The following is a 13,510-nucleotide window of genomic DNA, read 5'->3' as shown; positions in this document are numbered from 1 at the left end:
CGCCCACCGGCCCCCGCTCCCACCCCTCCGGCCGCACGGAACAGCTGTTCGGCATCCGCCGCCACGCGCTGATGACCGAGCGGGACGGCGCCCTCAACCCGGCCGCGTTCGAGGTCGGCCCGTGGTGCCTCGACCTGGACGGCCGGCCCACCGGCGCGGCGGCCACCGTGATCATGGACAACGCCACCGCGGTGGCCGTGCACCACGCGGCACGGGACATCGAGACCGTGGTCACCACCGAGCTGCAGGTCAACGTGCTCGGCCCGCTGCCCGCCTTCGACGCGGAGGCCGTCAAGGCCGGGGACGACGGCCCGCTGCTGGAGTGCTGGACCCGCCCGCTGGCCTGGGATGCCGGCGGTGGCGTGGCCCGCGCGTGGCTCGAGGACGCGGACGGGCGTCGCGTCGTCGAGGCGACCGGCTGGTTCCAGTCGGTGCCCGCCGGAGCGCCGGAGCGGATGGCCGCGTTCGTCGCCGCCGGACGGCTGCCCCGCGGGGCCGAGACCCGCGTGCCCATGCCGGGGCTGCTGGCCGCCCGCCCCGAGTCGCTGCCGGCGGCCGATCCGGACGTGCGCCCCGCCGTCGCTGCCGCGGCGAGCGCGGGCGCCCGCTTCGCCCCGAAGCCAGAGCTGGCCAACCCGTCGGGCGCGGTCCACGGCGGGGCCATGACGCTGCGGGCGGTCATCGCCGCGCAGGCGGCCATGCCGGACCGCGTGCGCTACGACGTCCAGGCCGTGCACGTGGTGTTCGTGCGCCCGGGGCATGGCGAGATGGTCGCCCTCACACGGGTGCGACACGCCGGCCGGTCCCTGCGCCTCGTGGAGGTGGACCTCGTGCCGGTCGGCGCCGACGGCGTCCCCGTGGCCGACAAGCCGATGGTCCAGGTGCAGGTCACCTTCCGCGCCGCCCGGAGCTGACGCCCCGCACGCCCGAGCACCCGAGCGCTTTCGAACGTGAGAAAGGGCCTATCTCACGTTCGAAAGCGCTCATTCCCCCGACATCACGTTCGAAAGTCCCGGGAGGAGGAGGGGCCGTCGTCGTGCGGCCGGCTCAGCGGCCCACGGTGCCGAACCGGGAGGCCACGGGGGCCGTGAAGGCGGGCTTCAGGAAGAACCACGCGGCGGCGGTGACCGCCACGCTCACGAGGAACACCACGAGGCCCCACGCGTCGGTGGCCCCGCCGCGCGAGGTGTACATGTGGTTCAGGTTCGTCAGCAGGCCCGTGAAGGCCACGAGGAACACGTGCACCACGATGAACGCCACGAAGAAGACCATCACCGGGAAGTGCACCTTGCGGGCCACTTCCATGGGGAACGCCTTGTTCAGTCCCTTGGCCTCCGTGGGGAACCACGAGGACATGCGCCAGCCCGTGAGGGCGGCGAGCGGGGCGGCCACGAACACCACCAGCGCGTAGGAGAGCATCTGCAGCGCGTTGTAGTGCACCCAGCCGTTCTCCGTGGGCCAGTCCAGGGACAGGTACTGGATGCCGGCGGACAGGGCGTGCTGGAACACGTGCGGGTCCGTGGGCACGATCCGCGCCCAGTGGCCGGTGACGATCAGCAGCACCACGAAGATCACGCCGTTGAGCAGCCACAGCGCGTCGAGGGCCTGGTGCGTCCAGATGGTGAGCGAGAACTTCTTCGGGGTGTTGCCCCGCGCGGAGAACAGGCCGTCCTTCGTCGGAGTGAAGTTGGCCGGAGGCCGCGTCTCGTGACGGATCTGCAGGCCCGTCCGGATGATCAGCACCATCAGGAACATGTTCAGGAAGTGCTGCCAGCCCATCCACCAGGGCATCCCCTCGGGGGTGCCCTCGGGCAGGACCGGGTGCCCGTCGTAGGTCGCGATGAAGTCCGCCACCGGGTCGAGGCTCCGCAGCCAGCGTCCGGCCAGCACTGCGAGCAGCGCCAGCACGACGACGCCGGCCACCGCCGGCAGCGCCTTGCGCAGGCGGGACGGGGCGGCGGATTCGGCGGCGTCCGTCTCCGCGGCCCGAGCGGGCGTGCCGGTGGCGGCCCCGGGGACGGCCCGGGGCGGCTGCGCGGTGGAGGCCGGCGGGGCCGAACGGGTGTCCGGCGCGGTGGGAGCCGGCTCCGCAGCCGGCGCCGCGGCCACGGGGGCGGCGACGGCCGGTTCCGCATCGGCCGGCTCCGCGGCGGCGGGCTCGGCGGTGGCCGGCTCGGCGACGACCTCCTGCGCCACCATCTCCGGCGCGGTGGGGCCGCCCACGGCGGCGAGCTCGGTGAACCACTCCCCCTCCCGGGCGAACGGCACGTACCCGGCCATGCGTCGCCGCTTCGCGAGCGGCACGAGGTCGGACTCCACGGGAGCGCCCACCCCGGCCGCGGCCGGCGCACCGGTCGCGGAGGCGACGACGGCCGCCACGTCCGGCACGACGGGCTCGGTCTCCGCGGGTGCGGGGGCCCGCGTCGGGGACGCCGAGGCGGCGATCGGCTCGGGCGCGACGGACCGCGCCGGGGCGGCGGCCGGGATCGATCCCGCGGCCGGGGCGGGGGCGCCGCCGAGCCACTCGGCCTCGCGGGCGAACGGGACGTACCCGGCCATGCGGCGTCGCGCGGACAGGGGCGTGAGGCCCGACGTCGGCGCGGTCGGCGCCACCGGGACGGCGGCCGCGGCCGAGGCGGGGGCCGCCGTCGTGGTGTCCTGCGCCGGGGCGGGGGCGGGCTCGGTCTCGGCCGGGGCGCCCTTCAGGGGGACGTAGCCGGCCATTCGCTGCTTGGGCATGCTTCTCCTCGTCCGAGGGGCGCGGTCCGCAGCGGACCGCGCCCGCACCGGTTCAGCCGCGGCGGGTGCGCAGCTGCTCGATGACCTGCGGGACCACCTGGAAGATGTCCCCGACCACGCCGAAGTCGGCGTGCTCGAAGATCTCGGCGTCCTCGTTCTTGTCGATCGCCACGATGGTCTTGGCGGTCTTCATGCCGGCCAGGTGCTGGATGGCGCCGGAGATGCCGAGGGCGATGTACAGGTTCGGGGACACGATCACGCCGGTCTGGCCCACCTGGCGCTCGGCCGCGGTGTAGCCGGAGTCGACGGCGGCACGCGAGGCGCCCACGGCGGCGCCGAGCTCGTCGGCGAGCTGCTCGACGATCGCGAAGCCCTCCTCGGAGCCCACGCCGCGACCGCCGGCGACGACGGTCTTCGCGCCGCGCAGGGGCGGACGGGCGGAGTTCTGCGTGCGGGCGTTCACCTCGAGCACCCGGGCGCCGGCGGTCACCGGGCCGAGCTCGGCGGCGGCCAGCTCCACGACCTCGGGCGCCTCGACGGCCGGGGCCCGGTCCGCGACGGCGCCGGGGCGCACGGTGATGATCCGGGGGCCGCCCTCGCCGGTGGACTCGCTGAGGTAGTCGCCGCCGAACACGGAGTGGCGGGCGATGACCTCGTCGTCGGCCCAGCGCAGCCCCACGGCATCCGCGCAGACGGGGCCGCGGGCGCGGACGGACAGGCGGCCGGCCACCGCGCGGGACTCGGGGCTGCCGGAGAGCAGCACGGCCACGGGCGCGGTGCGGGCGGTCGCGGCGGCGAGGGCCTGCACGGCGGCGTCGCCCAGGGTGGTGGCGGCGTCGTCGGCCACGAGGACGTGGACGCGCGTGGCGCCGTACTCCCCCAGACGGGCGACGGCGGCGTCCCTGCCCTCCGCGCCGGTCACGAGGACGGCCTCGGGCACGCCCACGGTGGCGGCGGCGCCGAGGAGCTCGGCCACGATCGGGCGGAGCGCTCCGTCCGCGCCGATCTCGGCGTGCACCAGCACGGTCTGGCCGCTGTTCGCGGCGTCGGTCTGCGTCGTCATCTCGGTCTCCTCCACGTTCGCGCTCACACGAGCCCCCGACCCGCGAGGAACTCCACCAGCCGCTCGGCGGCGGTGCCGTCGTCGGTGACCTTCTCGCCCGCGGCACGCTCGGGACGCGTGTCCGCCGAGACCATCACGGAGCGGTAGGCGGCCTCGGCCGGGCCCGCGGCGATGCCGAGGTCGGCCAGGGACAGCACGGTGAGCGGCTTCTTCTTGGCCGCCATGATGTTCTTGAAGTTCGGGAACCGCGGCTCCGCGGTCTTCTCCGTCAGGCCCGCCACGGCGGGCAGGGCGACGGCGGCGCGCACGTCCGCGTCCGAGGTCGCCACGGTGCCGGTCAGCTCGCCGTCGGCCAGCTCGGGGGCCTCGGCGTGCGGCAGGTAGGGCCGCTCCAGGAGCTCGGCGACCATGGCGGGCACCACGCCGGTGCCTCCGTCCGTGGACAGCGTGCCGGCGAGCACGAGGTCGGCGCCCTCCTTCTCGACGGCCGCGGCGATCACGCGAGCCGTCTGCACGGCGTCCGAGCCGACGAGTGCGTCGTCGGTGATCTGCACGGCGGAGTCCGCGCCCATGGCCAGCATCTTGCGCAGGGTCTTCGAGGAGTCCTCGGGGCCCACCGTCAGGGCCACGACCTCGATGTCCGCGCCGGCGTCCCGCCAGCCCAGGGCGACCTCCATGACGCGCTCGCTGATCTCGTCCGGCACGGGCTCGGCCGCGCCGTCGCGCACCACCCAGCCGGTCTCCAGGCTCAGCTCACGCTCCTGCCACGTGTCCGGCACCTGCTTGGCCAGCACCAGGATCTTCACGGCCTCTCCTCCTTGGGTCGCGGTCTCGCCCCGGGGCCTCCGCCCCGAGCGCGGCGACTTACGCTACAGACTACGGGTCCGCGCACATCCGGGCCGCATGACCCCCGCGCGGGAGCGGCCGGGGCCGCCGTCGTCGGCCCGCGCGTCCGGACCATGATCGCCCGAACCGAGGAGGCACCGTGAGCCCCGCCGCCCCGTCCGCCGAGCCGCCGGTCGCCGAGGACCGGCCCCGGGTCCCGGCGGTGCCCGCCTCCTCCCTCGTGCTGGTCCGACCCGGGGCCGACGGCGAGACCTCGGTGTTCACGGTCCGCCGCGCCGGGACCATGGCCTTCAGCGCCCACGCCACGGCCTTCCCCGGCGGCCGCGTGGACCCCGCGGACGACCTGCCGGACCGGCTGTGGGAGGGCACGGATCTGGCCGACTGGGGCCGGCGCCTGGGGCTGCCGCACGAGCCCGCGGACGCCCACGGCACCCTCGCGGAACTCGACCCCGCCGACGGCGCCGGCCGCGTGCTGGCCGCCGCCGTCCGCGAGACGTTCGAGGAGACCGGAGTGCTCCTGGCCCGGGACGCCGCCACCGGCACCCCCGTGGACCCGGCCCGGGTGGCCGCGTTCCCCGACGAGCTGCGCGACGCCGTCGAGCGCCACGAGGTGGACTTCGGGGATCTGCTCGACCGCGAGGGGCTGCGCCCCGACGCCGGCGCGCTCGTGCCGTGGTCCCGGTGGATCACCCCGCACGGGGGCCCGCGCCGCTACGACACGTTCTTCTTCGCCGTCCACCTGCCGCAGGGTCAGTCCCCCGAGCGGATGTCCTCCGAGGCGGCCAGCCACGGCTGGGCGTCGCCCGCCGAGCTGCTGCGCCGCTTCCGGGCCGGCGAGGTCAACCTGATGGCCCCCACGTGGTGGCAGCTGCGCACCCTGGTCGACGCCGGCGAGGACCTCCACGCGGGCCGCTCCCGGTTCGAGCCCCTCGAGGGGGTCATGCTCGTGGCCGGGCAGGGGCCCGTGTTCCGCCACGCGGACGAGTATCTGCGTGACCTGACGGCGTTCCGTGCGGCCGCGCAGGTGGAGGAGTCCAAGGACAACATCCTCTGAGCGCTCCCGGCTCCGGTCCGTGCGGCGGGCGACGGGCCGGAGAGCACCGCGGACCTCGACCCGCGACCCCATGGCCTGCCGGGCCCCGTGCCCCTAGTCTGGTCTGCACCGGATCACCCGGCTCCGCGCGTCCGGCCCGCACCCCCGGCTCCGCGCGTCCCGCTCGCACCCTAGGAGCACTGCATGGCGCTCAGCGTCCTCGACCTGTTCTCGATCGGCATCGGCCCGTCCTCGTCCCACACCGTGGGACCCATGCGCGCCGCCCGCCGCTTCACGGACAGCATGGGCCAGCACGGCGTCCTCGAGCGCACGGCCCGCGTGCACGCCGAGCTGTTCGGCTCGCTGGCGGCCACCGGCGTGGGCCACGGCTCGGACACCGCGGTGCTGCTCGGCCTGGCCGGCCAGGACCCCGAGACCATCGACCCGGACGCCTGCACCGGGCTCGTGGAGGAGATCGTCACGGGCGGTCGGCTGCCCCTGGACGGGCGCCACGAGATCGCCTTCGACCGGCGGGGCGACCTGACGCTGCACATGCGCGAGTCCCTGCCCGGGCATCCGAACGGCATGCGCCTGACCGCCTACGACGACGCCGGCGGACAGCTCCACACCCGCGACTACTACTCGGTGGGCGGCGGCTTCGTGGTCACCTCGGACGAGCTCGAGGCCGAGCTGGACGCCACCAAGGACGTCAACCGCGCCGACGACGGCGACACCGGCGAACCGTACCCCTTCTCCACGGGCGCCGAGCTCGCCGCCCGCTGCCACGAGGCGGGCCTGAGCATCGCGGAGCTCATGCTCGCCAACGAGGCCACCCGGCACGACCTCGACGAGCTGCGCACCCGGCTGCTGGCCATCTGGGCCGTCATGGAGGAATGCGTCCACAACGGCGTGACCCGCACCGAGCCGATCCTGCCCGGCGGACTGCAGGTCCGCCGTCGGGCCCCCGCGCTGCGGGAGCACCTGCTGCAGACCACCGACCGCACCGACCCCATGTGGGCCATGGAGTGGGTCAACCTCTTCGCGCTCGCGGTGAACGAGGAGAACGCCTCGGGCGGGCGCATCGTCACCGCGCCCACGAACGGCGCCGCGGGCATCATCCCGGCCGTCATGCTCTACTACATGCGCTTCGTGCTCCCCGAGGGCGCCACGCAGCAGGAGCGGGACGACAAGGTGGTCGAGTTCCTGCTCACCGCGGCGGCGATCGGCATCCTGTACAAGCGCAACGCCTCCATCTCCGGCGCCGAGGTCGGCTGCCAGGGCGAGGTCGGCTCGGCCTGCTCCATGGCGGCGGGCGCGCTGTGCGCCGTGCTCGGTGGCACCGTGGACCAGGTGGAGAACGCGGCCGAGATCGGGATCGAGCACAACCTCGGGCTGACGTGCGACCCCGTGGGCGGCCTGGTCCAGGTGCCGTGCATCGAACGCAACGCGATCGCGTCGGTGAAGGCCATCAACGCGGCCCGGCTGGCGCTGCTCGGGGACGGCTCGCACCGGGTGACCCTGGACCAGGCCATCAAGACCATGCGCGACACCGGCGCGGACATGAAGTCCAAGTACAAGGAGACCTCGCGCGGCGGCCTGGCCGTGAACGTCATCGAGTGCTGATCGCCTGGGTCCGCGGCCCAGCGCCGCCCCGGTCGGGACGGACGGGGCACCCGTCCGCTAGCGTGGGGCCCGATCCGCACCCTGCCCCCGAGCGCGAGAGGACCGACGTGGCCATTCATCCTGTGGACGCGACCCTGGAGGCCGCGAAGATCGATCCCGACCAGCGTGCCGAGCGGCTCAAGGGGGTGAAGCTCGACGGCGCCGGCTGGAAGTACGCGCTCACGCGCGCGCTCAAGGAGTTCGGCAACGACGGCGGCACCGACCTGGCCGCGAAGCTCACCTACTACCTGGTGCTCTCGCTGGCCCCCTCGCTGCTGGCCGTGTTCTCCATCCTGTCCCTCGTGCTCGCCTCCAACCGCGGAGCCATCGACGATCTGCTGGGGCAGCTGACCGGTCTGGTCCCGAGCGACTACCAGGCGCTCGTCACGAACCTGGTGACCACCATGAGCGACTCGGCCGCCTCAGGCGGCGGGATCATCGCCCTCGTCATCGGCATCGCGACCGCCCTGTGGTCCGCCTCCGCGTACGTGAAGGCGTTCAATCGCTCGGCCAACACGGTGTACGGCTACGAGGAGGGCCGCGGCCTGGTGAAGCTGACGCTGACCAACCTGCTCACCACGCTCATCCTGATCGTGGGCATCGTGGTCGTGCTGCTCTCGCTGGCGCTGAACCGCTCGCTCGTGGACGGCTTCCTCCAGCCGATCGCCGGCCCGCTCGGCATGACCGGCGTGGTGAACTTCCTGTCGGACACGTTCCTGCCGGTGTGGGCGTGGGTGAAGTGGCCCGTCGTCGTCCTGATCCTGCTGGTGCTGATCGCGACCCTGTACTACACCACCCCGAACGTCCAGAAGCCGCGCTTCCACCTCTTCGGCCCCGGCAACATCGTGGCGCTGGTGGGCATGGTGCTGGCCGCGGTGGCCCTGTCCGTGTACTTCACGCAGTTCGCCGGCTACTCGGCGTACGGCGCGATCGGCACGATCATGGCGCTGCTGTTCGCCCTGTGGATCTTCAACATCGTGCTGCTGCTCGGCCTGGAGGTCGACGCCGAGGTGGAGCGTGCCCGCCAGCTCGAGGCCGGCCTGCCCGCCGAGGCTCGGGTGCAGCTGCCCCCGAAGGACGTGGCCGGGGTGGAGAAGCGCGCCGAGAAGCAGACGGCCGTGGAGGAGCGCGGCTACGAGCTGCGGGCGGTCCACGAGGGCCGCTGACCGCACCCGATGCGGCGCCCTCAGCGCCGGGCCGCCCGGTAGCCGTCCGCCTGGGCCGCGGCGGCGGAGGCGTAGCAGTTGCGCGCGTTGGTCTTGCCGTAGTGCTGCTGACCGGGCATGTGGTAGATGCCCGAGTTGTCGTTGGCCTTGACCGGGTGGGAGTCCGGGCACACGGAGTCGGCTCCGCGCACCGGCCCCGCGTCGCCGGCCGCGGGGGCCGCCTCCGGGGCGGGGGCCGGGGCCGCCTCCGGGATGGGCTCGGCCGCGGTGCCGCACTCCCCGGAGAACCTGCCGACGCCGTTCGCCCGGGCCTGCTCCCACGCCGCCTCGACCTCGGGCAGGAAACGGTCGTTGCCGTCGAAGACCGCCGGCTCGCCATAGCCCAGGCGGGCCATCTCGGCGTTGACCAGGACGCCGTCGGCGTACACGCCGGCGAGGAGGCGGTCATAGCGGTCGTAGAGCCGGCGGTCGTACCGCAGCACCACCGTGTCGCCGGGGCTGATCATCGACTTCAGCGCCGCCGTCGCCTCCAGTCCCATGCACTCGACCGGCTTCGAGGGGTGGTGGGTCTCGGGGGTGTCGATGTTGAGCAGGCGCACCCGCGTGGACACCTCGCCGAGGGTCACGCGGAGCGTGTCGCCGTCCGAGATCGACTCGACCGTGACCACGTCTCCCTCGACGTCGGCCGGGGCGGCGGGCGCCGCCGGCTCGGCACTGCGGGAGCCCTCAGCGGCACGCGACTCGGCGGCCTCGCTCGAGGACGACGCTGCGGCGCGCGAGCTCTGCGCGGCGGAGGAGGAAGCGGCCAGCGACGACGCAGCGGCACGGCTCGTCGCAGCCGCGTCGACGGAGGGGGTGGACGTGATCGGCATCGTGCTGACCGACGCGGAGGTGTCGGCATCGCTCGCCGGGGTGACGCCGTCGTCGGTGGCGGTGCAGCCGGTGAGCAGGAGCAGGGACAGTGCGGCCGCGGGGAGCGCCGCGCGCAGACGGGCAAGGGGCACGAGGATCCTGGAGGGGAAGGGACGGGGACATGACGAAGGCCCCGCCGTGAGGCGGGGCCTTCGGATCACCACATCATCGCAGGTGGGAGGCACAGGTGTTGCCGCACGTCACGACAACATCGGTCCCCGTTCCGTCAATGACGACGGGGGTCAGCGGCGGCCGTCGATGGGGTCGCCGCCGCCGTCGAGGGCGTCGAGGACGAGGTCGCGGGCCTCGCCCGTCGCGGACCGGCGGGAGAGCAGCAGCGCGGCCAGCCAGCACAGCAGGACGATCGCGGCGCCGCCCCACGCCAGGAGGGCGAGGCTGCCCGAGAGCAGCCCCGTGCCGTCCGCGCGGCCGACGCCGATCCACACCAGACCCCACGCGAGCGCGAACGCCGGAGCCGGGCGGCCGCCGTTGTACACGGCCGTGAACGCGCCGATCAGCACGGCCACCACGAGCATCACCTTCGCCCAGAAGGACGACTGCCCCGGATCGCCGACGACGCCGGTCGAGGCCAGCCACGCGGCCAGGTTCGCCACGGCGGCGATCGAGACCCAGCCCAGATGCAGGCCCTGCACCCCGTCCAGGAGGATCCGCTCCCCCCAGCTGTGCGCGCGGACGGATTCGAGGAGCACCAGGATCCACGCCAGGCACGTCAGCAGCAGCGCGATCACCACGACGCTCAGCCCCAGCAGCCCGGCCTGCACCGTCCAGATCCACGCGGCGTTGAGCAGCACCGAGACCAGGATCCACGGTCGCAGGCGGTCGTGACGGGCGGACTGGGCCGAGGCGAGGAACTGCCACACGGCGTACGCCAGCAGCCCCGCGTAGATCACGGACCAGATGCCGAACGCGGGGGTCGCCGGGGAGACCCAGGTGGCGTCCGGGCCGAGCCAGCCGCCCGCGGCCTCGGCCACGGGGGTCAGGCCGCCGACGACGCCGGAGCCCAGGAACGCGGCCACGACCGCGAGGATCACGACCACGAGCATGGCCACCCGGCCGCCCGTCGAGGACAGCCCCGTCCCCGAGCTGGGGACGCGCGCCGCGGCGTCGGGGCCGAAGGGGCTGCGGGACGGGCCGAGGTCGGTGGCGGTGCTCATGGGTGCTCCCGTGGGGTGATCGTCGGGGGTGTGCCCGGTCTCAGGGTCAGCGTAGCCGCCGGGCCCATCGCGGGCACGGGCCACCGCGGCCTAGGGTGGGGGCATGCGCACTTCCTCCCCGATAGGACTCCTGCTGGACGTGGACGCCCCCGTGGCCTCCACCGAGACCCGGACCGTGCCGGAGGGGATCATCGACGTGCTCGTCCGTCTCGCGAGGCGCGGGGTGCCGGTCGGCTTCAACACGGGCCGCTCCACGGACTTCCTCCTGCACAACCTGATCGCCCCGCTGCGCGACGCGGGCCTCCCGGACGACGCTCCCTTCCACGCGATCTGCGAGAAGGGCGCCGTGTGGTTCCCGTTCTCCGCGGTGCCCTCCGGGGACCTGCCCGACGTCACCGTGGACGGCACCGCCCCGGACTGGCTCCGCACCGACCCGGACATGGCCATCGACGCGGACACCCGTGACGCGATCTGGGCCCTCAACGATGAGCGCGCCGGGGACCTGCAGTTCACCGACCGCACCAAGCTGGCCATGGTCTCCCTCGAGAAGACGGTCGGCGCCGACCAGACGGAGTACGAGCGGGTGCGCGACGACGTCGCCGCGGGCGTCGAGGATCTGCTCGCCGAGCGCGGACTCGCCGAGGAGGTGCGCGTGGCCCCCTCGGTGATCTCGGTGGACGTCGAGCACCGCTCCTCCGGCAAGGACCTGGGCGTCGAGCGCTGCTTCGACCTGCTGGCGGAGGCGGGCACCCCGGTGCCCGAACGCTGGCTCACCGCGGGCGACTCGCGCAGCGACTACGCCATGGCCGACCGGCTGCACGAGCGCGGACTCGCCGTGGAGCACATGGACGTGCGGCCCGCCGACGGCGTCCCCGAGAAGCCCTACGGCGTGGTGACGGCGGCGATCCTCGCCGAACGCGGCATCGGCGACGCCGACGACGTCCACGAGCGGGCGGGCGAGTCCCTGCTGCGCTGGGTGGAGCGCGACCTGCTGCGCTGACCAGGCCGGACGCCCCCTCTGCGGACGGCCGACCCTCCCCGGGCCTGGACCTCGACCCCTAGCGTGGAAGGCAATGCCGCGCCCCTGCCGAAACCGGCCCGGGCGCCTCCCGACCAGAGAGAGGTTCCACCGTGGCCACCGTCGCCCAGAACATCGTCGAGACCCTCCACGCCTCGGGCGTGCGCCGCATGTACGGCGTGCCCGGGGACTCCCTCAACGGGCTGACCGAGGCCCTGCGCTCCCACGGCGGCATCCAGTGGGTGCACACCCGGCACGAGGAGACCGCGGCCTTCGCGGCCTCCGCCGAGTCCCAGCTCACGGATGAGCTCGCGGTCTGCGTGGGCTCGTGCGGTCCGGGCAACCTCCACCTGATCAACGGCCTGTTCGACGCCCAGCGCTCCCGCACTCCGGTGCTCGCGATCGCCGCGCACATCCCGTCGGAGGAGATCGGCTCGGGCTACTTCCAGGAGACCCATCCGCAGGACCTGTTCCGCGAGTGCTCCGTCTACGTGGAGCACGTCTCCTCGGCGGACCAGATGCCCCGCATGCTGCGCACCGCGATGCGGGCCGCCGTCGAGCAGCGGGGCGTGGCCGTGCTCGTGATCCCGGGCGACGTGGCCCTCACCGAGCTCTCCGCGAAGCCCGAGGTGATCCGTCACACGCCGTCCCGCGTCATCCCGGCGGACTCCGTGCTGCGCGAGGCCGCCGAGGCCCTGGACTCGTCCAAGCGGATCACCATCCTGGCCGGCGCGGGTGCGGCCGGCGCCCACGACGAGGTCGTGGCCCTGGCGGAGCGCCTGCAGGCCCCGATCGTCCACGCGCTGCGCGGCAAGGACCGGATCGAGTACGACAACCCGTATGACGTCGGCTTGACCGGCCTGCTCGGCTTCGCCTCCGGCTACCACGCGCTCAAGGAGGCCGAGACTCTGCTGATCCTCGGCTCCTCCCTGCCGTACCGGCAGTTCTACCCCGAGGACGCCACGGTCATCCAGGTGGACGTGCGCGGCGAGCAGATCGGCCGACGGGTGGCCGTGGACGTGCCGCTCGTGGGCGGCGTGAAGGAGACGGCCCAGGCCCTGCTGCCGCTGCTGCGCGGGAACTCGTCGTCGGCGTTCCTGGACAAGGCGCTCAAGCACTACGCCAAGACCCGCAAGGACCTCGACCAGCTGGCCTCCCCGGGACGCGGACGCGTGCATCCGCAGTACGTGGCCCGCCTCCTCGACGAGCTGGCCGACGACGACGTGGTGTTCCTGCCCGACGTCGGCTCCCCGGTGGTCTGGGCCTCCCGGTACCTGACGATGAACGGGCGCCGCCGGATCATCGGCTCCCTGTCCCACGGCTCCATGGCCAACGCGGTCACGCAGGCGGTCGGCGCCCAGGCGGTCGACCCCACCCGCCAGGTGGTGGCGATGGCCGGCGACGGCGGGTTGGCCATGATGCTCGGCGAGCTGCTGTCGTTCGTGCAGAACGACCTGCCCGTGAAGACGCTCGTGTTCGACAACGACTCGCTGAACTTCGTGGAGCTCGAGATGATGGCCGCCGGGTTCGTCCCCTTCGGGACGGACCTGCAGAACCCGGACTTCGCGGCGATCGCGGAGGCAGCCGGCATCAAGGGCTTCCGCGCGGACCACACGACGGACCTGCCTGCGGTGATGCGCGAGTTCCTCGCCCACGACGGGCCTGCGCTGCTGGTGGTCAAGACCGAGCGTCAGGAGCTGACGATCCCGCCGAGCATCGAGTTCGAGCAGGCCAAGGGCTTCGCGCTCTACGCCATGCGCACCGTCCTCGACGGCAAGGGCACCAAGCTGCTCGACCTCGCGAAGGCGAACCTGCGCCAGCTGTTCTGACCTGCCGCGCACGACGACGGCCCGGACGCTGGCGGCGTCCGGGCCGTCGTCGTGGTGGGGCGGGGAG

The 13,510-nt window shown here is 73.9% G+C and carries 11 protein-coding genes; 6 read left to right on the top strand and 5 right to left on the bottom strand.

Annotation, left to right across the window (positions count from 1 at the left end; all coding sequences use genetic code 11):
• Positions 1 to 914, top strand: a 914-nt coding sequence (locus J1M39_RS08520; RefSeq protein ID WP_206496672.1) for a PaaI family thioesterase, incomplete at its 5' end; no start/stop codon positions are given.
• A gap of 133 nt (positions 915 to 1,047) precedes the next feature.
• On the opposite strand, the gene J1M39_RS08515 is transcribed toward J1M39_RS08520, so the two are convergent.
• From J1M39_RS08515 to J1M39_RS08505, 3 genes are read right to left on the bottom strand one after another with little or no spacing between them, the layout of a single operon-like run.
• Entirely contained in the window at positions 1,048 to 2,739 is a 1,692-nt protein-coding gene (locus J1M39_RS08515; protein ID WP_240756390.1) for a cytochrome b/b6 domain-containing protein, read from the bottom strand.
• A gap of 52 nt (positions 2,740 to 2,791) precedes the next feature.
• Positions 2,792 to 3,829: an electron transfer flavoprotein subunit alpha/FixB family protein gene (locus J1M39_RS08510; protein ID WP_063189078.1), complete on the bottom strand. Its 1,038-nt coding sequence runs from the start codon at positions 3,827 to 3,829 to the stop codon at positions 2,792 to 2,794.
• Positions 3,826 to 4,608 carry an electron transfer flavoprotein subunit beta/FixA family protein gene (locus J1M39_RS08505; RefSeq protein ID WP_063189076.1) on the bottom strand — a complete coding sequence of 261 codons (783 nt, stop codon included), beginning with the start codon at positions 4,606 to 4,608 and terminating at the stop codon, positions 3,826 to 3,828. Before J1M39_RS08505 ends, J1M39_RS08510 begins: the two co-directional genes overlap by 4 nt.
• A gap of 179 nt (positions 4,609 to 4,787) precedes the next feature.
• On the opposite strand from J1M39_RS08505, the gene J1M39_RS08500 reads away from it, so the two are divergent.
• The 3 genes from J1M39_RS08500 to J1M39_RS08490 all read left to right on the top strand — a co-directional run bounded on the left by J1M39_RS08500 (position 4,788) and on the right by J1M39_RS08490 (position 8,509).
• Positions 4,788 to 5,702, top strand: coding sequence for an NUDIX hydrolase (locus J1M39_RS08500; protein ID WP_101965623.1), 915 nt, complete (start codon positions 4,788 to 4,790; stop codon positions 5,700 to 5,702).
• Between the two features lie 183 nt (positions 5,703 to 5,885).
• A complete protein-coding gene (locus J1M39_RS08495; RefSeq protein ID WP_070709614.1) occupies positions 5,886 to 7,304 on the top strand; it encodes an L-serine ammonia-lyase in 1,419 nt (472 codons plus the stop codon).
• Between the two features lie 107 nt (positions 7,305 to 7,411).
• Positions 7,412 to 8,509, top strand: coding sequence for a YihY/virulence factor BrkB family protein (locus tag J1M39_RS08490; protein ID WP_246830380.1), 1,098 nt, complete (start codon positions 7,412 to 7,414; stop codon positions 8,507 to 8,509).
• A gap of 20 nt (positions 8,510 to 8,529) precedes the next feature.
• Here J1M39_RS08490 and J1M39_RS08485 read toward each other — a convergent pair whose 3' ends face one another.
• A complete protein-coding gene (locus tag J1M39_RS08485) occupies positions 8,530 to 9,513 on the bottom strand; it encodes a thermonuclease family protein (protein ID WP_206496671.1) in 984 nt (327 codons plus the stop codon).
• Between the two features lie 150 nt (positions 9,514 to 9,663).
• The gene (locus tag J1M39_RS08480; protein WP_070709071.1) at positions 9,664 to 10,596 is read right to left on the bottom strand and encodes a TspO/MBR family protein; all 933 of its coding nucleotides are present in this window, start codon (positions 10,594 to 10,596) and stop codon (positions 9,664 to 9,666) included.
• A 103-nt stretch (positions 10,597 to 10,699) separates the two neighbouring features.
• On the opposite strand from J1M39_RS08480, the gene J1M39_RS08475 reads away from it, so the two are divergent.
• Positions 10,700 to 11,596 (top strand): haloacid dehalogenase, encoded by an 897-nt coding sequence (locus tag J1M39_RS08475; RefSeq protein ID WP_049146689.1) that lies wholly within the window; start codon positions 10,700 to 10,702, stop codon positions 11,594 to 11,596.
• 131 nt (positions 11,597 to 11,727) lie between these two features.
• Positions 11,728 to 13,443 carry a ubiquinone-dependent pyruvate dehydrogenase gene (gene poxB, locus J1M39_RS08470; protein WP_041102769.1) on the top strand — a complete coding sequence of 572 codons (1,716 nt, stop codon included), beginning with the start codon at positions 11,728 to 11,730 and terminating at the stop codon, positions 13,441 to 13,443.
• Positions 13,444 to 13,510: the final 67 nt, after the last annotated feature.

This window comes from Micrococcus sp. KRD077 (assembly GCF_017168505.1).
Classification (GTDB): domain Bacteria; phylum Actinomycetota; class Actinomycetes; order Actinomycetales; family Micrococcaceae; genus Micrococcus; species Micrococcus luteus.
The sequence above is the reverse complement of the archived record's forward strand: the minus strand, read 5'-3'. Positions and strand labels throughout refer to the sequence as shown.

Bases quoted from the DNA above. Each gene is read 5' to 3' on its own strand.
- J1M39_RS08495 (WP_070709614.1), top strand. From the start codon at position 5,886: ATGGCGCTCAGCGTCCTCGACCTGTTCTCGATCGGCATCGGCCCGTCC.
- J1M39_RS08515 (WP_240756390.1), bottom strand. From the start codon at position 2,739: ATGCCCAAGCAGCGAATGGCCGGCTACGTCCCCCTGAAGGGCGCCCCG.
- J1M39_RS08475 (WP_049146689.1), top strand. From the start codon at position 10,700: ATGCGCACTTCCTCCCCGATAGGACTCCTGCTGGACGTGGACGCCCCC.
- J1M39_RS08480 (WP_070709071.1), bottom strand. From the start codon at position 10,596: ATGAGCACCGCCACCGACCTCGGCCCGTCCCGCAGCCCCTTCGGCCCC.